Below are 22,362 nucleotides of genomic sequence, written 5' to 3' on the forward strand. Positions count from 1 at the left end.
CAGATGCCTTACTAAAAGTCGCTGCAAGATGCCCTATGTATAACAAATTGGACAGGCCAATTGCAACACTGGCTTGTCCTATGAYGGAGTTGATTAGTCTGCTATCAATAAAATATAAGCTTCAGTGACTTGAGCTATATGCTCCTGCATCGCTGCTCTGGCGCCAGCAGCGTCACGGCGGCTCAGGCATTGATAAATTTTTTCATGTGCCTGAATATTAGGGCCTGCCACCTGACGGCGGATTTTTTCCGCAAATAACCGGCTGATTTCCGACGACTCACGCAAAGTCCATAACCATTCCACCATAGACTGTAAAGCGCTGTTGCGGGTGGCGCTGGCAATTAACTGATGAAACTTACCGTCAAAAGCTTCGGCTTCAGAGGTTTTTTGTGCTGCAACCAAAGCCGTCATCTGGTTTAAATAAGCTTTGAGTTTTAACAACTCTTCATTGCTGATGCGCTCTGCAGCTAAAGCTGCGGCATCACCTTCCACCAACAAGCGAGCTTCCATAATCTCCAGCGGGCCTGGGGCGTCGTCGGCCAAAATAGAGCTTTTTAAGGCGGCTGATTTCAGTACATAAACGCCTGATCCCGGTTTAATTTCCACCAGCCCTGATACTTCCAGCGCTATTAATGCTTCACGCACCGTTTGGCGGCTGACGTCGTAGTGCTGCGCCAAATCACGTTCTGCCGGCAGCCGATCGCCCGGATTTAATTCACCTTTAGCAATGTTTTGCGCCAGCTTATCGGCGATCAATAAATACAGGCGTGGGCTATTGGCCTGGCTGCGTTCTGTACTGAGCTTCAGTGGAGAGTCTGTTGTTTGTGTCATCTTGGCTTCAAATTTATTTTGGTCTGGCCAAATATTTGATATTGCAAATTGGACAGGCCAAATGTTAGTGTTAATCAATAGGCCTGACCAATTTAATCTGTCGACCGGCACAATTCAAGCGTAGCAGTCAAAACGACTGTTGGGTTAGCAGTCAAACTGAGCTAATTTTAGGGAAATGTATGAAAATTATTGATGCAAAAGTTATTGTTACCTGCCCGGGCAGGAACTTTGTCACTATTAAAATCACTACAGATCAGGGCCTGTATGGCATAGGTGATGCGACCCTCAATGGCCGTGAGTTGGCGGTCGCAAGTTATTTGCAGGATCACCTGATCCCTTGCCTGATTGGCCGTGATGCCAGTCGTATAGAAGATATCTGGCAGTTTTTTTATCGTGGTGCTTACTGGCGTCGTGGCCCTGTAGGTATGACAGCTATTGCTGCTATAGACGTGGCGCTGTGGGACATTAAAGCCAAAGCCGCCAATATGCCGTTGTATCAGCTGTTAGGTGGTCGTAGTCGCGATGGTGTAATGGTCTATGGTCATGCCAATGGCCGTGATATCGCCGAAACAGTAGCCGAAGTGGGCCGTTATATCGACATGGGCTACAAAGCAATACGGGCTCAGACCGGTGTGCCGGGCCTTGCCAGCACTTACGGTGTGTCCGGCGATAAAATGTATTACGAACCAGCAGATGGCAATCTGCCGACTGAAAACCTCTGGTCGACCAGCAAGTATTTAAACTCTGTGCCTAAGCTGTTTGAAACCCTGCGTGATACCTATGGTTTTGATCACCACTTATTACATGACACCCATCATCGCTTAACTCCTATTGAAGCAGCGCAACTGGGTAAGTCGTTGGAACCCTATAAATTATTTTGGCTGGAAGATGCTGTGCCTGCTGAGCTGCAGGAAGGTTTCCGCTTATTCCGTCAACATACGACCACTCCTATTGCTGTGGGCGAGGTGTTTTCTTCTATTCATGATTGCCAACAATTGATCAGCGAACAGCTGATTGACTATATCCGTACCACCATAGTGCATGGTGGTGGTATTACGCATTTACGCCGCATCGCTCATCTGGCCGAGCTCTACCATGTCCGCACTGGGTTTCATGGCGCGACCGATTTAAGCCCTGTGACTATGGGTGCTGCGCTGCACTTTGATACCTGGGTGCCCAACTTTGGTATTCAGGAATATATGCGCCATACGCCAGAAACAGACGAGGTATTCCCACACGACTATCACTTTGACAATGGCTATCTGAAAATTGGTGAAACACCAGGGCATGGTGTCGATATTGATGAAGCTAAAGCCGCCAAATACCCTTACCAACGTGCTTATCTGCCGGTGAACCGGTTAGAAGACGGCACCATGTTTAACTGGTAACCAGCATGGGCTGTTCAACCTTATTCCTGCCAGAGCGGTGCTGTTTATGATCGCTGTACTGGGTGAAGTGATGATCGAACTGGCTCCGGCCGGAGCTGGTTTATTCCGCTCAGGTGTGGCTGGTGATACTTACAATACAGCTGTGATGCTCAGCCAGCTTGGTGCGCAAGTTTGTTATGCCACAGCTTTGGGTGATGACAACTTCAGCACTGAAATACGCAGTGCCATGCAGCAGCATGGTTTAACAACCAGCGCAGTACTGACCTTAAAAGCGCAGCAACCTGGTCTTTATTGCATCAGCAACAGTGCTGATGGTGAGCGTAGCTTCAGTTACTGGCGTCAGCAGTCAGCTGCCCGGCAAGCTTTTCAATCTGAAGTGTTGTTTGAACAGTTACTGCAGGCCATCAGCCATTGCAGGGATATCTACTGGAGCGGCATTACGCTGTCGTTAATGAGCGATGGGGTGTTGTCGCGTTGGTTGACATTTTTAGACCAGCTGCAAAATCGCGGGGGCAAGGTTTATTTTGATACTAATTTTCGTGCGGCTTTATGGCAGAGCCGTCATGACAAGCTGCTGTGTTATCAGGCGGCTTTGCTGCACTGCGATTATTTCCTGCCAAGTCTGGATGATTGTCTGGCCATTTGGGGTTGCGACAGTCTGACCCAAACGCTGGAGCAATTACAAAGCTTGATCCCTGTTTCCGAACCTGCACCAGTGATTTGCCTGACAGCAGAGCAGCAGGTGTTTTGGTTGGAAGCTGGCACTGTTAACCAGTTCAGCCTGACGTTCAGCGAGCAGATGCTGGATGCCACAGGAGCTGGCGATGCTTTTAGCGGAGCCTTGATTGCAGCTGTGCAGCAGGGCTTAACTGCAGAGTCAGCTGTACAAATAGCTCATAGCGCAGCGAGCTTAGTAGTGCAGCATCAGGGCGCTATTTTGCCGGACGCTGTCTGGCCAGAGCTGAAACAACAGCTGCAGCAACAGGGTTTTGGGCCACAGCAAGCACAGACTGGGAGTTCTGTATGAACAAAGTGATTTGTTTTGGTGAAGCGTTGATCGACTTTATCAGTGGCCAGAGCCTGTTGTCTGATGGTTTAAAGTTACCCCAGTTCGGCCAGTATCCGGGCGGAGCTCCGGCCAATGCAGCAGTGGCTGTCGCCAAATTAGGCGGCAAGGCCAGTTTCGTTGGCCAGGTTGGACGTGACTTGTTTGGTTATTTTCTTAAAACCGCCTTGCAGTATTATGGCGTTGACACCGGCGCTTTGGCGCAGCATGCCACAGCCAAAACAGCTTTGGCTTTTGTGGCGCATGATGACAAAGGCGAGCGCAGTTTTTCCTTTTACCGTGATGCTTCAGCAGATTTGTTGTTCAGCAAACAACAAATAACCCCGCAGCTGTTTGATGATGGCAAAGTGCTGCATTTTTGTAGCAATACGCTGGTGGAACCCGCCATAGCTGAAGTGACAGCCGAACTGATGCGTCAGGCAAAAAGCCAGGGCCTTTGGCTTAGCTTTGATGTCAATTTACGTCATAACTTATGGGCTGAAGGTAAAGCTGATGCTGGGTTGGTGCGCCGTTTTGTCGCCGAAGCCGATATTCTGAAATTCTCTTTGGATGAAATCCTTTATGTACTGAACGACACCGGCATGGACATTCAGGTTTATGCACAGCAACTGCTGAGCCATAAAGCACAGCTGATCGTGATTACCCATGACGACAAACCCCTGCAGTATTTCAGCCGCTACGCACAGGGAGTGCTGCCTGTACCGCAGGTTCAGGTGGTTGATACCACCTGTGGCGGTGATGCTTTTAGTGGCGGTTTGTTGTATCAGCTTTGTCAGCTCAATGATTTGGACAGTTTTTGTCAGTCCGATACAGCGCTTCAACACACACTGAATTTTGCTGCCCGTTGTGGCGCCCATGCGGTCACAAAGCCTGGTGCTTTTCCGGCTCTGCCTGTGTTGGCAGATGTAATTGATAACAAAGGATTTTAAGATGGAACAACAGCTTATTCCGGTTTTAACAAAGCCTTACAGCAGAGATTTTCTGCTGTCGCATTGTCGCGACATTCTGGCATTTTACGATCCACGGGTCATAGATCCGACAGGCGGATTTTTCCATAACTATCTGGATAATGGTGAAATTTTTAACCCGGGTTTTCGCCAGTTAGTCAGCAGTACCCGGCTTACAGTCAACTATGCCCGCGCCAGCCAGGTACTGAAAGACCCACGTTATATCGACTACGCCTTGCATGGTCTGAGTTATCTGGAAACCGTGCACTGGCAAGCTCAGACCCGGTCCTATGCCTGGACTTTACAGGACCACCAACCGCTGGATATGACGCAGCAGGCTTATGGTTATGCCTTTGTGTTGTTGGCTTATGCCGCTGTGCATAAAGCCGGAGTGGCCGACAGAGTTTTGAAAATGAGCGAAACCTATGAGCTGCTACAGCAGCGTTTCTGGCAGCACGACTTTGGCCTATATGCCGATGAAATAAGCGCTGACGGCGTATTGAGTTCGTATCGGGGGCAGAACGCTAATATGCATTTATGCGAAGCCATGATTGCTGCTTACGACGCCACAGGCGAGCAGCGTTATCTGGCCAAAGCCAAACAGATAGCCCACAACATCACAGTACGGCAGGCCGGTCTGACCGACGGTCTGGTGTGGGAGCATTACGATGTTCAGTTCCAGCCAGACTGGGATTACAACAAAGCCGATCCTAAAAACTTGTATCGCCCCTGGGGTTTTCAACCTGGCCATCAGACCGAGTGGAGCAAATTACTGCTGCTTATTGACCGTTTTTCGCCTGATGCAGCTTTGGTTGAAAAGGCCAGTAGCCTGTTTGACCGTGCTTTTGCTACGGCATGGGACTCAGAGCACGGTGGCCTGATTTATGGCTATGACCCGGATGGCAACTGGTGCGACGACGATAAATATTTTTGGGTGCAGGCCGAAAGTTTTGCCGCTGCCGCTTTGCTCTATCAGCAAAAAGCAGATCCTAAGTATTTGCAGGCTTATGAGCAGTTATGGGCCTACAGCTGGCAGCATTTTGTTGACCATCAATACGGTGCCTGGTTTCGCGTCCTGACGCGGGATAACCGCAAGTACTCCAATGAAAAAAGCAGTGCCGGTGCCAAGTGTGATTATCACACGCTATGCGCCTGTTTTGATGTACTGGCGGTAATGCCATAACAGAGGTTATTTATGCAAATTCATCCATCAGCTGCAGTAACTGGCGACGCTTCAGGCCAATTTAATGCGCGTTTTGCCTTTTGGGCTATGACCTCACTGTTTTTTATCTGGGGTTTTATCACGGCGCTGAATGACATTTTATTGCCTTATCTGAAAGGGGCTTTTTCATTAAGTTACCTGCAGGCGGCTTTGGTGCAGTTCTGTTTTTTTGGTGCTTATTTTATTGTGTCGCCGCTGGCTGGCAGGCTGCTGGAAAAAGTTGGCTACAGAAACGGTGTTCTGACCGGATTACTCATCATAGCAGGTGGCTGTTGTCTGTTTTATCCAGCGGCAGAACTAGGGTTGTACAGCTTCTTTTTGCTGGCGTTATTTGTATTGGCATCCGGCATTACAGTATTGCAGGTGTCGGCTAACCCTTATGTGGCGGTGCTTGGCGATGAGCAGCATGCAGCTAGTCGGCTGAGTCTGGCTCAGGCCGTGAATTCAGTGGGCCATACAGCAGGGCCTTTATTTGGCGCTGTGCTTATTCTTGCGGCAACAGGGGAGGCAGGTTCTGCCAAATCTGTGCAACTGCCTTATCTGTTGCTGGCTTGCGCTTTAGTGGTGACTGCCGTGGTGTTTTACCGACTGCGTTTGCCTGACATACAGCAATCTGCTGCAGAGCAACAGACTGAAGCCTTTAGCATAGGACGTTTTCCACAGCTGAAATTTGGCGTGCTGGCGATATTTTTATATGTAGGTGCGGAAGTGGCCGTCGGTAGTTATCTGGTTAATCTGTTTATGCAGCTGGGGATCAGCGGTATGACCGAAGTCACGGCTGGCGCTATGGTGTCTTATTACTGGGGAGCAGCTATGGTCGGGCGTTTTGTCGGGGCTGGCCTGATGCGGTTTATTAAACCGACCAGTTTATTGGCGCTTAATTCTGCGTTGGCTATCGCCATGATCCTGCTAGCGGTGAATAGCAGCGGTGATTTTGCCATGTGGGCCATTCTGGCGGTTGGCTTCTTTAACTCCATTATGTTTCCAACCATTTTTACTTTGGCTATCCGTGGGCTGGCTCAGCATACGGGCAGGGCATCAGGTTATTTATGCCAGGGCATAGTAGGTGGAGCCATATTGCCTTTAGTGCAGGGCGTTGCGGCTGATTTGACATCAGTACAATGGAGCTTTCTGGTACCAGCTTGTTGTTATGTCTACATAGCCTGGTATGCGCTGGTGGGCTCGAAACCACGCTAAGGCTGTAAATTTGGCGATACAGCAGGATGTTTATCGGTGTAGAGCTATATATAGTTGAGTTGATACCGGTGTCATTTTATTTTTGTGTTCACAGGTTTTAACGACCGCAGTATGGGTGTTTATTTACCCGATATAGGCAGTTTTTTTAGATTTGATTATTTTTACTTCATTGATTTATATGAGTTAATTTATTTGTTCCTATAAAGGTAAAAGTAACTCGGAAAGCAATGAAGTAGAGTCGTTATCTAGTGGTAATTTGTGTATTTCTTGTGTTTATTAGAAAAATAGTAGAAAAAACGCTCAGCATATTGACACCGGTGTCAGTAATTGACTAAGTTAAGTTGCTAGAAAAAAAAATAACAGGGGTAGACATGAAAAACTATAAAAAAACAGCACTGTCGCTGGCTGTACTCAGCTCGCTGACAGCAGGTTTCCAAAGCACTGCAATAGCGCAGGAAAAGGAAGCTGATACAGAAGTGATCGAAGTACGTGGTTTTCGTAACTCAGTGATTAAAGCCAAAGATTTAAAACGTGAGGCTATGATCGCTCAGGATTCTATAGTGGCTGAGGATATTGCCGATTTTCCGGATTTAAACCTGGCTGATTCGCTGCAGCGTGTACCTGGTGTGGCTATCACCCGTGAAGGGGGCGAAGGCCGTCAGATTTCATTAAGGGGCTTAGGCCCGGATTTCACTCGCGTACAGGTGAATGGTATGGAGGCTTTGGGTACCTCTGCTTCCCCCATGGACAGTCGCGGTGCAGTAGGCCGGTCTCGTGCTTTTGACTTTAATATTTTTGCGTCTGAATTGTTTAACCAAATCGACGTGAAAAAATCCTATTCTTCTGATCAGGAAGAGGGTGGCATAGGCGGTACAGTGAATTTACGTACGGCCAAACCTTTTGACTATGATGGCTTTCAGGGCGCGGTCGCTGGGAATTTAGGCACTAACTCTAACGCTGAAGAAACCAATCCACGAGTGGCTGGTATGGTTTCCAATACCTGGGGTGATTTTGGTGCTTTAGCTTCTTTGGCCTACAGCCAGAAAAACTCAAGAGAAATGGGCTATAACACCTATCGCTGGCGTCAGGTGCGTGCCACTAATGGTATTAGTGATGCGGTGGACGCTGACACTGCAGCTAAAGCTGCAGCTGGTGAGTTATGGTTTGCCCGCGGTAACCGTTATTCGGTCTGGAATAATGATCAGGAGCGGCTGGGCTTCACCACAGCGTTACAATACAGACCCAGCAATGATCTGAAGTTTGCTTTGGAATACATGCATGGTCGTCTGGAAAATACTTTGGACGAACACCACATTTCGACAGGTGGTGCCAGCAGTACAGCTTTAGGTCGTATTGAAGCTCTGGATTACATTGATAACAACGGCGATTTGGAAGTGGTGAAAGCGACCTTCAGCAATTCGACTATCCGCACTGAAAATCGCTCTGACTACAATGAATCCGTGTTTAATCAACTGACTTTTAATACCGACTGGCAAATCAGCGATAAGCTTGGCATGAAGTTCCAGCTTGGAACCAGTACCTCTGATTTTGATCAGCCCCGGGTGGATAAAGTTAACCTGACCCGTACTGGCGGGATCACCACTGATTTTACTCAGGACAGATTCTACGGCGTTAACACTTATGACTTTGACCCGGCTTCTATGGATGGCTGGACAGTTAAAGATTTGTATTTCCGCGAAGACTATATAGCGAGCGAATTTGACAATGCCAAAGTTGATTTTGACTATTCATTAGATGATGCAGGCACATTAAGTTTTGGTTTCAATATCAAGCAGTTTTCTAATAGCGGTGACAACCGGGAAGACGCTGGTTATGCAGAGAATAAGGCGACACCTCAGAATAATGGCATTACATCAATTTCCAGTGCTGTGGCTAACGTGTACACAGACCACCCTGATATGTCATGGGTGCAGGCCGATGTAAAAGCACTGCAAGAGTTTTACGGTATTTACGACCTGAAACTTGGTTCAGACAAAATTATTGCAACCAACTCTTATACAGTGGAAGAAGACACCAATGCGGCCTATGCCCAGTACAGCTGGGATGCCATGATTGGCGGTAAAATGTTGCGTGGTAGCATAGGAGCACGCCACTATAAAACAGACCTGACATCTCGTGGTGTGTCCAATGGTCAGAATGTGGTGATTGAACGGGATTATTCCGGTGTATTGCCTTCACTGAATCTGGTGTATGAACTGAATGACGATTTGTTACTGCGTTTTGGCGCCAGTAAAAACCTGACTCGCCCTTCACTGAATGCCATTTCTGTTTCAGCCAATGTGGCGCAGATGACTGGATCTCCGGGTGAAGTGGGTAAAATTACTATAGGTAACCCGGATCTTGAACCCTTTGAGTCAGTGAATTTTGATCTGTCGCTTGAGCAATATTTTGAAGGTATAGGTTCCTTATCTGCCGCTATCTTCAAAAAGGATATTGAAAACTTCATTGTGACCGAAGTAACCACTGTGCGTTATGGCGATTTGGGTTTGCCTGAATCCTTGTTACCAAACGGCGCCACTATGGATTCATTGTTTGATGTAACCTCACCACAGAACTCAGATTCATCCGAGATCAAAGGGGCTGAATTTGCATTCCAGCGTGACTTTGATTTCCTGCCTGAGCCCTTTAATCAGATGGGTGTGATCGCAAACTACACTTGGGTAGATGGCACGACGGAGTACCGCAATGTACAAGGCTCAGGTGAAAATCAGGTGAAAAGTTTTCCAGGTTTGTCCAAGCAAAGCTACAACCTGACGTTGTATTATGAAGCAGAAAATTATGGTGGTCGTGTTTCTGCTGCACACCGCAGCGAATACATCAGCGTTGTAGAAGGTGGCTTAAGGGACGAAGACGAGCGTGGTTTTCACGATACAACCTACATAGATTTTTCAGCCTTTTACCAGGTAACGGAATCTCTGAAGCTGACACTGGAAGCCATTAACCTGACCGATCAGCGCGAAGAACAATACAGTGACTCAAGTGACCGTCAGTACAATACCACCACCAGTGGTCGTACTTATATGGCGGGCTTTAGTTACAAGTTCTAAGCCGGACTGAATAACAGCAGGCAGAGTGTGTCACTTTGCCTGCTGTATTTTGTTTTTTACATCACATCCGATATTGTTTTGCTATCCACAAACTGCTCAAAGCTTTTTATTTTGCCATCTTTTAGCAACCACAGATGAGCCACTCTGGCGGTGAAAAATTTGCCAGTAGCTTTATTGGTGCCGCTGTACGTGCCGTAGGCCACTACTTTGTCACCATCGGCCAGATAGTCTTCCACTTTAAAGTTGTAGTTAATCCATTCGCTGCCTAAACGCGCAAAGACTTGTTTTTCAATCTCGGCAAAACCCTGGTAGGTTCCGGCATAAGGAAAACCAGCGGCTTCTGTCCAGAGGGTTTCGTCTGTGATAAATCTTTGCAGATTTCTGCCATTTTCTTCTGAGGTTTTACCTTGATAAGTGCTTTTTACAATTTCAAGATTCGTCATAAAGATGCTCCTGAATTTAAGTTTAAGCAGCACTTCTTGGGTTGATAGCGTGCGCTGATATAACCCAAAAAGTGTCACTGAAGCTGTCTAACTCAGGTTATTGACCCCACTTCATTTCGCCCTTAATGACTTTAGCGCTTAAGCCCAAAATGCTGTCTCCGCCAATAGCAGGGTAGTTTTTTTTCATTGCGGCCACTAATTCAGCTGAATTGGCTGAAGTTGCGGCTGCGGCTTCAAAGTCCTGTATGTAGCTGCGGGTAAAAGCTACGGCCTGCAACGTCATAGGCTTGTCGCCCAACAAGTGACCAGGGATCACAGTCTCTGGCTTTAATTGTTCAATCACATTCAGGGTTTGATACCATTTCTGGCGWGATTCAACGCTTTGTGTGTCCGCTAAAAACACGTGCATATTGCCAAAGACCACAACACCACCCAATACAGTGTTGCTGGAGGGGATCCAGACAAATGTATGTTTAGGGTCATGACCATCAAGGCCAATAATTTTGACCTGTTCGCCGTCAACCACTAAGGTGTCACCTTGGATCACTTCAGGAACTACCAGCTTTTGTGGTGCATTTTCTTTCAGTATCGGTCCCCAATAGGCGTTTTTCGCATCCATTGATTTTTTGATGTAGTTTTGCGTTTGTGCTGAGGCCAGTACTTTGGCATCCGGATAAGCTGCGGTGATCACATCCAGACCAAAGTAAAAATCCGGGTCGCCATGGCTGATATAGATAGTGGTTAGTTTTTTGCCAGACTGTTTAATCAACTCGACCACAGACAAGGCATCATTTCGTTGAAACTGGGCGTCTACTAAAATGGCTTCTGTTTTACCTGTAATTAAAACGGAGCTGACAGGAAAAGTACTTTTTTCTTGTGGATTAAATACTGTTGTTTCTAAGGCTGCACCTAGTGCGTTGGCTGATAGGGCGACCATGCCAGATAAAGCGCTTGCCTGAACTAATTTGGATAGAAATTTCATAATCACCTCTATGGTTTTGATTGTTGATTGCATGAAGAGTGAGCAACTGACAGCAGATTTATGTTGTTGTGCTTTTTCCAATTCATTACATGGTGCAAAGTGTAGGTTGCAAATAACTTGCAATAAACCATAAAACTGGCAATAGTTAGTTGCATAAATCGAACATATAGTAAAAAGAATGGACAGGATTAAAGCGGCTGAAGTTTTTGTAAGCATTGTAGAGCAGGGCAGTTTAGTCGGAGCGGCTCAGGCGTTGGATATGTCACGCTCCATGGTGACTCGCTATCTGGCTGAAATGGAGCAATGGGCCAGCGCTCAGTTAGTACACAGATCCACCCGAAAACTGACGTTGACAGTGGCAGGTGAAAAAGCATTTAGTCATTGCCGTTCTTTGCTGGATTTAGCCAAAGAAGTCTCGACACCTTTAGAGCAGAATCTGGTTGCTGCACCTGAAGGCACTATCCGTATTTCCTGCTCGCAATTTGTTGCCGAAGATTTATTACCCCAAGTGGTGGATACCTTTTTGGATGACTACCCAAAAGTGCGTATTGATGTGCATGTCAGTAATCAGGTAACCCATCTGGTGGAAGACAGAATTGATTTGGCTATCCGTATTACCAACGAATTAGATCCGAATCTGATTGCGCGTCCGCTTGGCGTTTGCCGCTCTGTACTGTGTGCAACTGAAGATTATTTAAAGCGCCACGGTTATCCTGTGTACCTTGATGATTTAGCCTCGCATAACTGTTTAATGTATTCCAACTTTGGTAAAAGCTTGTGGCATTTCATCAAAGACGAACAGCCTGTTGTTGCAACAGTATCAGGCAATTACAGCGCAAATGAATCGTCGTTGTTGTTGCACTCAGTGTTGAAAGGCCGGGGTATTTCTTTACAGCCACGATATGCGGTGCAGGCACTGATTAATGATAAAAAATTGGTGCAGGTATTACCAAACTACCAAGCTGTTTCGCTGGGTATTTATGCGGTTTACCGCTCCAGAAAACATCAGTCATTAGCGCTGCGAACTTTTATCGATCGGTTGGTTCCCTATTTTGAAAAGGCAGAAACCTGACGCAGCCTACCCGTTTCTTAGCTCTTTAGCTGTGAAATAAAAGCTCTGCCAGCAGGGCCTGGCGGGGCGTCTTTGCGATAAACAATCTTGGTGGTTAAATACATGGCTGCTGCAGGCATGTTCTGCAGCGTCAATGACACCAAAAGTCCGTCAGCTATATCTTTTTCCACCATATGCTTTGGCATATGCCCCCAGCCAAAACCAGCTTTTAAAAACGCATGTTTAGCACCAAGATCGGCTAAACGCCAGGTAAGCGGCGACATCACACCAAAAGTGCGGCCACTGGAAAGCACAGTACGGTCTGTCAAAATTAACTGCACATGACGGCTCAGCTCATCTGCTGTGATATCAAAAGGCTGCTGGGCTAAGGCGTGAGCAGGAGAGACCACAGTGGCAAACTGTATATTACTCAGTGGCTCGACGGTCAGTTCGTCCGGCACAGTAGGAAGCGAGCCAATAATGCCTAGCCTGCAAGTGCCATCCATCACTTGTTGTGTAACGCCACCCAAAGCTTCGACATAAAGCCGCAGCGGTGTGTGTTCAAAATGCTGTTTGCAGTAACCAACTGCCGACGTCAGGGTGTCCATTGGAAACATCACATCAACCGCCACTGACAATTCAGGTTCCAGACCTTCAGATAACGAATGGGCTCTGGCTTTTAGCAAATCCATACTATCAATCACGGCTTTCGCATCGGTGAGCAAAGAGGCTCCGGCTGGCGTAAGTTGCGGATATCTGCTGCTACGATCAAAAAGTGTGACGCCCAGTTGCAACTCGAGATTGGCAAGAGTATGGCTCACTACAGACTGAGCCCGCCTAATCTTGCGGCCTGCGGCTGAAAAACTGCCTTGCTCTGCTGCGGCAACAAAAGTACGAAGTTGATCCAGGGTGACTGCGTCAAGCATGTATCTAAATTCCAGATGGTTTTCATCTAATCATATAGGCTATTTTGATGTTTTTCTATCGATTATAGTTTGCTTCATCCACTGAGGAGCAAATGATGAACACTGTGATCAAGCACCAAAACTATCAAGCCATTGAAGCTACACCAGATGTAGAACAACAACGCTCTGTTGTTGCGCGTACTGGTGGTGTAACCCGGGGACCTATAACTCGTCTGGTCAGTCCGTCTGATTTAGGCCAACTGATTAAGCCTTTTGTGTTTCTTGATTATGGTGTACTACCAGCGTCAAAAGCCAAGTTATTTGGTATGCATCCGCATTCAGGTATTGCCACTTTGTCCTTGCCTATCAAGGGTGACATCCTCTTTGCAGACACAACGGGTGAAACCGGTGTAGTGAAGACGGCTGGACTGGAGTGGATGAAAGCGGGTAATGGTGTCTGGCACGATGGCGGAATTTCCGGCGAAACTGCACTGGAGATGTTTCAGCTGTGGCTGACATTGCCTGAGCATGAAGAAAATGCGCCAGCTCAAAGCCGGAATATAGACCCTGCAGAAATCGAGGTTGTAGGCGCGGTTTCTGTGTTGTTGGGGCAGTATCAAGGCGCAAAAAGCCCTATTGAATTTACTGCTGGGGTTAATTATTACCATGTGCAACTACAGGATGGCGACGTCTGGCGCTATCAGCCTGAACCTGGTCAAACAGTGGCCTGGTTATCCATCTACCAAGGCGATTTAACAGGAACAGCCACCATCAATCAGGGGGAGTTGGTGGTGTTTGATGCCTCTGAAACGGCCATTACTCTGGTGGCTCAGGGGGCCGCATCTTTTGTTTTTGGTGCGGCCATTCCACACCCACATCCGCTGGTAATGGGATCCTATTCTGTGCATTCCAGCCGGGAAGCGCTTGCAAAAGGTGAGCAGGAAATACAACGCATTGGCAGAGAGTTGCGCTTAAAAGGCCAGATCTGACAGCCAGACTTTAAATATCACTCGTCAGATACAGGGGCTCTGACGGTATGACAATAATTGCCCCATTCATCAGGAGAGTAGCATGAGTATTGGTATTTTAGGTTCAGGAGCTTTAGGTTCTAACGTGGCACGAGCTTTGGCTAAAAGTGGTCTTTCAGCCATTATTTCTAACAGATCAGGGCCGGAGTCACTATCTGATTTGGTTAAAGAATTAGGGCCAACTATCACAGCGGGCACACTGGAACAAGCAGCGCAAGCCGATATAGTGCTGGTTGCCGTGCCCTGGCTGGCAATCGAGTCTTTATTAGGCAGTTTGCCTGCCTGGAATAACCGTATTGTGATAGACGGCACCAACCCGGTCTTGTTTTTAGACCCGAACTCTGCCGATGCCAAAGATCCAACCAACCCATTGGCGGCGTATGGCATTAAAGCAATAGACCTCGGTGGCAAATCATCCAGTAGCGTCGTTCGTGATTTGGTGCCTGGAGCCAGAGTAGTTAAAGCCTTTAACCATTTGGATGTTGCTGTGCTGCCAGAGCCTGAAGTGTCTGGCGGAAAACGTACTTTGTTTTATTCAGGTGACGATGCTGCCGCCAAAGCTGAAGTTCGTAGTCTGCTTGAAGCTTGTGGTTATTTCGCGGTGGATTTGGGTTCGCTCGACACAGGTGGCCGCTTAATGGAATTGCCTTTTGGCGCTTTGGCTACCCATAACCTGATCAAAATATAATCTTGTTTACGCAGCTATCAGGTGTTGTGGGGTAGCTGTGATTTCAATTGAACTATTTTATGCAGTAAAAGATCTTTGGACAGATTTTGGGTGAAGGTATAAAGTCCTAGCTTGTGGAATTGTAAAGTTTTATCAAGCAGTTCCGTAACTTATGATCATTCACTAAAGTCTGTACTGCAGATTGGAAGCTATGCCGGTTAAAAAACCTACGATCAAAGACGTGGCCCGCCTGGCGGGTGTCTCCTTCAAAAGTGTGTCCAGGGTGGTGAATAACGAAGCCTGGGTCAGTGATGAAGTGAAAGCTAAAGTTCAGGCTGTGATTGCGCAGCTAAATTATCAGCCTAACCGTACGGCCAGGCTGATGCGCACTGCACCTTTTTCTTTGGCTTTTGTCTACGATAACCCGAATAGTCACTATGTGATTGAAATGCAAAACGGTATTTTGTCGCAGTGCCGCAAAAAAGGTTTTGAGCTGGTGATCCATCCAACGGATTCGGCTTCGGATCAGGTGTGGCATGAGTTAACCAGCATGATTGGCACCAATCAGATCGGCGGGGTGATCCTGACTCCACCTCTATCGGAAAGCACTGAGTTAGTGCAGCAACTTCTGGCTCAGCAGGCCAAAGTGGTCCGTATTGTCTCTGGTGCTGAACCCCCGGATGAGCTTTGTCCTACTATATACGTTGACGATGAACAGGCGGGGCAGGCCATTACTGAACATTTGTTGGCTCAGGGTCATCGGCGCATTGCTTTTCTGGGATATCACAAAGATCACAAATCTTCTTTAGGTCGTTACCGTGGTTATTGTGCTGCACTTGAAAATGCGGGTATCGAGGTACAGGAAGAACTGGTGATATCAGGTAATTTCACCTTTGATTCCGGAGTGCAAATGACAGAAACATTATTACAGCAGGGCAGTGCAGCAACAGCACTTTTTGGTTGTAACGATGAAATTGCGGCAGGGGCTTTATATGCAGCCCGTAAGCGCGAACTGGCAGTGCCGCAGGATTTATCTATCGTAGGTTTTGAAAACAGTCCTTTCTCCCGCCAGACCTGGCCAGGTTTAACCACAGTCCATCAGCCTAATGCGGAAATTGCCGCCAAAGCAGCATCTATGCTGATTGCGCTGATGCTGGAACCTGAACAACCTCCTGCACATTGCAGCATTAAATTGCAGCTTGTTTTACGCGACTCCGTATCTTTTATTGATTAACCTGTTCTAAATCAATCATTTAAAATAACGGTCAACGTTGTCATGTTTTTAATTGACAACGTTGACAGGTGGGTGCTAATTTAAATTCAGAGTGATGAATAAATCACCGATCAGAAAGCTCCGGATAGAGGAACAGACGATCACAAAAATAATGATTGGCAACATAGAGAGCACAGGCATGAACAGGTTGAATCAGCATCCGTTTGGGAAAAAAACACTACTCGCTTCTATTTTGGCGACTTTATTTGTACCAGCCGTCACGCATGCGCAGGACAAGGCGGCTGAAGAAGAAAACGTGGAAGTGATCCAGGTCAGTTTCCGCGGCAGTCTGGCAGCAGCTGCTGACATCAAACGTCAGGACACTAAAATTACTGACGCTATCACCACTGAGGATATAGGTAAGTTTCCAAGCGAAAACATTGCTGAGGCTATTCAGCGTATTCCGGGTGTACAAATTTCTAACGTTAATGGTCGCGGCTCAACAATCAGCGTGCGTGGTTTAGGCTCTCAATATGCCCGCACCACGTTAAATGGCCAGACCATGGCCAGTGCAGATTTTACCAGTGGTTTTCGGTTTGACATTATTCAAACTGAACTGGCATCCACCATTGAAGTTATTAAATCCCCAACAGCCAATATGGACGCTGGCGGATTATCCGGTACCATCAACATAGATACCGCTTCGCCTTTATCCTTTAGTGAACGCAAAATATTACTGTCAGGTAAAGGCCAATACTCAGAGTTTTCTCCAACCGACGACATTACCCCTAAAGCCAATGCTACTTATATTGATCAGTTCGCTAATGGCACTGTAGGTGTATTGCTGAATATTGGTTATCAGGAACTGGATGACAGGGTAGATAACTTCTGGATGGACCGCTGGTTTGTCGACTCAGCTACAGATGATGTCACACCACGTCGGCCACGTTACCGTCGTATTGACCGCGAAACAGAGCGGGAGTTATTTAACGGCACAGTGCAGTGGAAACCAACCAACGCTTTTGAAGCTAAGTTGACCACAGTGTATGCAGGGGACGACACTAAGCAGGATTTAAATCAGCAGGTGTTTCTGTTTAATGAAAACCAGATCACCCGTTTAGGCGATGCTGAAAATGGCGTTTATAACAGCATTCAGATTGATAACTTCACCAATGAAAATAACCGTCAGATGGAAGAGAAAGATGCAACCTCTGAAGCTTATACTTTAGAGCTGGATTACGACTGGCAAGACTGGACCTTCAGCAGCGTAATGCACTACACCGCAGGTGAAGCTGTGCACAACGAAGAAGCAGCTATTCTGGCGACAGTGATTTCACGAGCCACGTTGGATATTACTGATCCATCCAATATTAGTTTTAATATTGCCGATAATCTGGCTGATCCGGCGTTGTATCCGGCCGTGATGCCACGTAACGAATACCCGAATGGTGCCAGTCGTCTGACGGAATCAGAGGAAAGTGCAATACAGTTCGACGCACAACGTGGGCTGGAATGGGGTTGGTTCACCAGTGTTGCGGCTGGCGTGAAATACCGTAATGAAACTATGGAAAGGGAAGTCTACCGGACCGACAGGGCTGCTATAGGTGATGCCGATCCAGCTGATTTACCTTCAATGGCTGAATATGGTTATATAGTTTCGGATTTCCTTGATAACAAAATGGATATTCAGCACAGCTGGATAGCGCCTAATATCCAGGCTTACCGTGATGCCTTAACTGCAGAAGGCGTGACAGTACCAACTTTATTTGCCGCTCAGTCCAGCTATTCTGTTGATCAAACTATTACATCAGCTTACCTGATGACTGACTTTGAAACCGAAGTAGGCGGCTTGCCACTGCGCGGCAATATAGGCGGTCGTTATGAGCGCACCGAGCGTGATATCAACACCTACATTACAGGGGACACTCACCCGGATAACGAAGAAATTAAGCTGGCGATAGGTGAAACCACGCAAGGCTTTAATTACGACAACTTCCTGCCAAGTGCTAACCTGGTGTTGGAATTAAACGACGATATGCAAGTGCGTCTGGCTGCAGCCAAAGTACTGGTGCGTCCTATGTTAACGTCCAACACTCAACTGGCCCCATCTGAAACTTCAGCGTCCAACTCTTTTGGTACCCGCACTTATACAGTGAATCTCGGCCAACCTGAACTGGCGGCTTTGACAGCTAATCAACTGGATTTGGGCTGGGAGTGGTATTACAGCGAAGGCGATTCCTTTACCGTCAACCTGTTCCAAAAAGATATAAAAAACGGCACTGTCAGTGAACTGATTTGTCCGGATTCATACGACGGCACAGCGCTGAGCACTTCAGGTTCTGATTGTGTCGATAGTGCAGGCAATATCTATGACATCACTGCCATTTATAACGATAGCTCAAAACTGACGGTCAAAGGCTATGAAATAGGCTGGAACCAGGGTCTGGATAACTGGTTACCAGTGGCTGGTTTTGGTTTAAGTTCAAACTACACCCGTATACTGGTGGATGAAAGTGAAGGTTTTACGCTGACCAACTCGTCAGAACAAACCTGGAACATCACAGGCTATTGGGAAAATGACGATTACAGTGCCCGTGTTTCACTGAACCACCGCAGTCCTTATATACAAGACAGCACAGATGCGTTTTTCGCTCGTGAAGGCCGCACTGTTGAAGGTCGTAATCAGATCGATGTACTGTTAGGCTGGAATATTAGCGAGCAGTGGTCAGTGCGTTTTGGTGCACTGAACCTCAATGGCAAAGACGAAGAAGCTTATCGTGATGAGCTGACCCGTGCCTGGCAAACAACCAGTGTGATTGGTCGTAGTTATTATCTGGGCATGAACTTCAGCCTGTAATAACTACAGGAGCCAGCTCAGTGGGCTGGCTCCTTACTAAAAACCAAAAACAAGAAGGAAGATCCGATGTTTTCGTTTCGTCTTAGTGCGGCAGCCTGTGGTGTTATAACCACCTTGATGCTGACCGGCTGTAGTCCGGCCGGAGCGCCAACACAAACTGCGCCAGTTCAAACCGCAGTCGCACAACAAAGCAGCTCAGAGGTTAAGCCTGTTCGGGATTTATTTGAGCGTGTCGCTGGTAAGACCGTACCTAATGTCCATTTTACTTTGTTGAAGGATAACCAGACCGACTGGTATCAGGTAGAGGCCCGTGATGGTCAGCTTTATATTAGTGCCAATGCGCTGACGGCTTTAAGTTACGGAACCTACGAGTATCTGCGTCAAATTGGTGTGATGTCGGTCAGTTGGGAAGGCAACAGAATAGCCTTACCAGAGCACTTTGCTGATTATCCGCTTGAACGTGTCAGTTCTCTATTTAAGCAACGGGCTTATCTGAACGTTTGTGCTTATGGTTACACCACACCATGGTGGGGTTGGACCCGATGGGAGCAAGAACTGGACTGGATGGCACTGCATGGGGTGAATAATCCTGTGGCTATGGAAGGTCAGGAATTTATCTGGCAACAACTCTGGCGTGAGTTTGGGGTCAATGACTCTGAACTGGCCAGCTATTTCTCAGGCCCGGCTTTTACGCCGTGGCAACGTATGGGCAATATTGAAGGCCACGAAGGCCCTTTGCCTGATGAATATATTGAAAAAAAACGTCAGCTGCAAAAACAGATTATGGCGCGTATGGCCGACTACGGCATGAAACCTGTAGTACCGGCGTTTTCAGGTTATGTGCCTAAGCAATTCAAAACTTTGTTTCCGGACGCCAAAATTTCCGCTATGCCAAAATGGTCTGGTTTTGCCAATGAAACCTATTGGCTGGACCCGGCCGATCCGTTATTTGCCAAAGTCGCGAAACGTTTTATCGAATTGTATAACGTCGAATATGGTGAGCAGAAGTATTACCTGCTGGATGCCTTTAATGAAATGTTGCCACCAGTGTCGGCCGATCAGCGCCATCAGGATTTAGCCGGTTACGGCGAAGCTTTGTATCAGTCTCTGGCGCAATCCGTACCTGATGCCACCTGGGTGATGCAGGGCTGGATGTTTGGTTCGGATCAGCATTTTTGGGATCTGAAATCTATCGAAGCCTTTTTAAGTAAAGTGCCTGACAACAAGCTGATGATCCACGACATAGGCAACGACAGGTTTGATGTTTGGCAAAAAGCCAAAGGTTTTTACAACAAAGACTGGGTCTTTGGTTTTATTCACAATTATGGCGGCAGCAACCCTGTGTATGCCGACTTTGATTACTACAAAGAAAAAGTCGATGCCGCCTTGCATCATGCTGATAAAGGCAATTTGACGGGTTACGGTGTGTTCCCTGAAGGTATTCACAGCACCTCAGTGGCTTACGAATATATGTTTGACGTGGCCTGGCAAGGTCAGGCGACAGCAACCAGTGATTGGTTAGAGCATTACCTGAAAGCCCGTTATGGCGCTGCAAGTCCGGCGTTGTTATCGGCCTGGAATAAATTATACAAAGCGGTGTTCAGTACTAAATACTGGGAACCACGCTGGTGGGAAGGTTCTGCCGGAGCTTACCTGTTATTTAAGCGGCCTTCACTGGATTATCTGCGCTATACCGGTGCTCCCGGCAATCTGGTTTTACTGGATCAGGCACTGCGTGAACTGGTGGCTTTGCCAGAAAATGAGCGCAGCACACTGCTGAAGTATGACCTGATTGATCTGACCCGTCATGCAGTTACTCAGCATATTGATATGTTGCTGCAGCACAGCATGCTGGCCTATCAGCAAGGCAATATTGAACAAGGCGATAGCTGGCGGCAACAGGCCAAAGCGCTGATCCTGGGGGTTGACGCACTGATTGGGGGCCAGCAGGAAACGTTGCATAGCTGGGTGAAAGAGGCGCGTGATTATGCCGACACACCAGAATTAGCGGCTTTGTATGAACGCAATGCCAGACGTCAGGTGACCAGTTGGGGTGGTTTGAAGCTGAAAGATTATGCGTCCAAAGCCTGGCAGGGCATGTATGCCGATTTTTATCTGCCGCGCTGGGAGCTGATGTTTGATGCGCAGCGCAAAGCCGCCCAAGAGGGGAAAACCCTTGATAAAGCCGCAGTAGAGCAGCAACTGGTCGACTGGGAAGCTGCCTGGCTGGACAAAGCTCTGCCTGCACCAGCTCAACAGCCAGCAGATGCTTTTACAGCTATTGCTGCTTTGCAGGCTCTGGTCACGGCCAGCAAAGCGCCCCCTTCAAATCTGTAACTTTTAAGCAGAGCAGTGCGGACTTTTATGTCAGCACAGCAGGAATTCACTATGCAAGCACAACGTTTACTGGCGTTAGATTTGTTCCGGGGCCTGACCATTATTTTGATGATTATGGTCAACAGCCCCAACACCTATGGCGAATTTTCCCATGCGTATTGGGATGGTGTGACTTTCGCTGATTTTATTTTTCCGTTTTTCCTGATCATTGTCGGTGTGGCTATTGCCATAGGGATGAGGCCCATTGAACGCAGCGCTGAAGAATTATCAGCACTGCGATTAAAGGTACTGCGCCGCAGTCTGATTATGTTTGGCTTAGGTATTGTCGTCAATCTGATGTATCTGAAGTTTGCTGATATCCGCATTTTGGGTGTGCTGCAGCGTATCGCTGTGGTCTATCTCGTGTGCTCCTTTTTGGCGATGCAGTTCAGCAGCAAACGACTGATGCACATACTGGGTTTTATTCTGATCAGCTACTGGCTGTTAATTTTACTGGTGCCAGCTCCTGGTTTAGTGGCCGGTCAGTTGGAACGTGATGCCAACCTGATCAACTGGTTCGACAGCGCTTTTTTACCCGGCATGTTGTGGCGTGGAAGCTGGGATCCTGAAGGCATTCTGAGTACTTATCCTGCTATTGCCAGTGGTTTGTTTGGTGTGCTGATGGGGCGGCTGGTGCTGGCTTACAAGCAACAACTGCCGCAACTGGTGATGTCTTTGTTTGTATTAGGTTTTTGTAGCTTTTTGCTGGGGTGCCTCTGGAGTTTGTTTTTTCCTTTGATTAAGCAGATCTGGAGCAGCTCTTTTGTGCTGGTCACCAGCGGTATGGCGAGTATGGTGTTGGCCTTGCTGATTTGGTTCTCTGATGTCAAAGGGTACCAGCAATTGACCCGTGTTCCGCTGATTTTTGGTGCCAACGCTATAGTGGCTTATGTGCTGCATGTGGCCATGGAAAAACTGCTGGAAGTGCCGGTGGCTGGACAGTCGGTGCATGGTGCTTATCAGCAGTGGGTTGCAGCTTTAGGCTGGAACCAGTTTTTCAGTGTTGGCGTGTGGATTGCGGCTTTTCTGGTGCTTTGTTATCTGCCGGTCTGGTGGCTGTATCAGCGCAAAATCTTCGTAAAAATTTAACAGATCCAGGTTCTGCAGATCATCTGGTTTTG

At 47.5% G+C, this 22,362-nt stretch carries 17 protein-coding genes; 13 read left to right on the plus strand and 4 right to left on the minus strand.

Translation table 11 applies throughout. The annotated features are described in order from the left end of the window. Window positions 1-93: 93 nt before the first annotated feature. Complete coding sequence (locus P3C17_RS18760) at window positions 94-831, minus strand: FadR/GntR family transcriptional regulator (protein ID WP_264346820.1); 738 nt, start codon at window positions 829-831, stop codon at window positions 94-96. 179 nt (window positions 832-1,010) lie between these two features. Between P3C17_RS18760 and manD the strand changes: the two genes are divergently transcribed. From manD to P3C17_RS18790, 6 genes are all read left to right on the plus strand, one after another. Further along, window positions 1,011-2,219, plus strand: a complete 1,209-nt coding sequence (gene manD, locus P3C17_RS18765) for a D-mannonate dehydratase ManD (RefSeq protein ID WP_264346821.1) — start codon at window positions 1,011-1,013, stop codon at window positions 2,217-2,219. 46 nt (window positions 2,220-2,265) lie between these two features. Continuing rightward, on the plus strand, window positions 2,266-3,246 hold the full coding sequence (locus tag P3C17_RS18770) for a sugar kinase (RefSeq protein ID WP_300930849.1): 981 nt from the start codon (window positions 2,266-2,268) through the stop codon (window positions 3,244-3,246). After that, window positions 3,243-4,214, plus strand: a complete 972-nt coding sequence (locus P3C17_RS18775) for a carbohydrate kinase (protein WP_300930850.1) — start codon at window positions 3,243-3,245, stop codon at window positions 4,212-4,214. Before P3C17_RS18770 ends, P3C17_RS18775 begins: the two co-directional genes overlap by 4 nt. A 1-nt stretch (window position 4,215) precedes the next feature. Then, complete coding sequence (locus P3C17_RS18780; protein ID WP_300930851.1) at window positions 4,216-5,415, plus strand: AGE family epimerase/isomerase; 1,200 nt, start codon at window positions 4,216-4,218, stop codon at window positions 5,413-5,415. A gap of 12 nt (window positions 5,416-5,427) precedes the next feature. After that, the gene (locus tag P3C17_RS18785; protein ID WP_300930852.1) at window positions 5,428-6,651 is read left to right on the plus strand and encodes a sugar MFS transporter; all 1,224 of its coding nucleotides are present in this window, start codon (window positions 5,428-5,430) and stop codon (window positions 6,649-6,651) included. A gap of 371 nt (window positions 6,652-7,022) precedes the next feature. Further along, window positions 7,023-9,719 (plus strand): TonB-dependent receptor, encoded by a 2,697-nt coding sequence (locus P3C17_RS18790; RefSeq protein WP_300930853.1) that lies wholly within the window; start codon window positions 7,023-7,025, stop codon window positions 9,717-9,719. 56 nt (window positions 9,720-9,775) lie between these two features. Here the strand turns inward: P3C17_RS18790 and P3C17_RS18795 are convergent, their stop codons facing one another. Further along, a complete protein-coding gene (locus P3C17_RS18795) occupies window positions 9,776-10,162 on the minus strand; it encodes a nuclear transport factor 2 family protein (protein ID WP_300930854.1) in 387 nt (128 codons plus the stop codon). 97 nt (window positions 10,163-10,259) lie between these two features. Further along, complete coding sequence (locus tag P3C17_RS18800; RefSeq protein WP_300930855.1) at window positions 10,260-11,144, minus strand: MBL fold metallo-hydrolase; 885 nt, start codon at window positions 11,142-11,144, stop codon at window positions 10,260-10,262. A 178-nt stretch (window positions 11,145-11,322) separates the two neighbouring features. Here P3C17_RS18800 and P3C17_RS18805 point away from each other — a divergent pair, with 178 nt between their 5' ends. Then, the gene (locus P3C17_RS18805) at window positions 11,323-12,216 is read left to right on the plus strand and encodes a LysR family transcriptional regulator (protein ID WP_300930856.1); all 894 of its coding nucleotides are present in this window, start codon (window positions 11,323-11,325) and stop codon (window positions 12,214-12,216) included. Between the two features lie 17 nt (window positions 12,217-12,233). Here the strand turns inward: P3C17_RS18805 and P3C17_RS18810 are convergent, their stop codons facing one another. Further along, a complete protein-coding gene (locus tag P3C17_RS18810) occupies window positions 12,234-13,121 on the minus strand; it encodes a LysR family transcriptional regulator (RefSeq protein WP_300930857.1) in 888 nt (295 codons plus the stop codon). A gap of 95 nt (window positions 13,122-13,216) precedes the next feature. Between P3C17_RS18810 and P3C17_RS18815 the strand changes: the two genes are divergently transcribed. The 6 genes from P3C17_RS18815 to P3C17_RS18840 all read left to right on the plus strand — a co-directional run bounded on the left by P3C17_RS18815 (window position 13,217) and on the right by P3C17_RS18840 (window position 22,330). Continuing rightward, window positions 13,217-14,089: a pirin family protein gene (locus tag P3C17_RS18815; protein ID WP_300930858.1), complete on the plus strand. Its 873-nt coding sequence runs from the start codon at window positions 13,217-13,219 to the stop codon at window positions 14,087-14,089. Between the two features lie 82 nt (window positions 14,090-14,171). Then, window positions 14,172-14,816, plus strand: coding sequence for an NADPH-dependent F420 reductase (locus P3C17_RS18820; protein ID WP_300930859.1), 645 nt, complete (start codon window positions 14,172-14,174; stop codon window positions 14,814-14,816). Between the two features lie 190 nt (window positions 14,817-15,006). Next, window positions 15,007-16,029: a LacI family DNA-binding transcriptional regulator gene (locus P3C17_RS18825; protein ID WP_300930860.1), complete on the plus strand. Its 1,023-nt coding sequence runs from the start codon at window positions 15,007-15,009 to the stop codon at window positions 16,027-16,029. Window positions 16,030-16,207: 178 nt separating this feature from the next. After that, entirely contained in the window at window positions 16,208-18,865 is a 2,658-nt protein-coding gene (locus P3C17_RS18830) for a TonB-dependent receptor (protein ID WP_300930861.1), read from the plus strand. A gap of 66 nt (window positions 18,866-18,931) precedes the next feature. Then, window positions 18,932-21,202, plus strand: coding sequence for an alpha-N-acetylglucosaminidase (locus P3C17_RS18835; RefSeq protein WP_300930862.1), 2,271 nt, complete (start codon window positions 18,932-18,934; stop codon window positions 21,200-21,202). A gap of 51 nt (window positions 21,203-21,253) precedes the next feature. After that, entirely contained in the window at window positions 21,254-22,330 is a 1,077-nt protein-coding gene (locus P3C17_RS18840) for a heparan-alpha-glucosaminide N-acetyltransferase domain-containing protein (protein ID WP_300930863.1), read from the plus strand. Window positions 22,331-22,362 lie beyond the last annotated feature (32 nt).

The organism is Rheinheimera sp. 1928-s, from assembly GCF_029269265.1.
GTDB lineage: Bacteria > Pseudomonadota > Gammaproteobacteria > Enterobacterales > Alteromonadaceae > Pararheinheimera.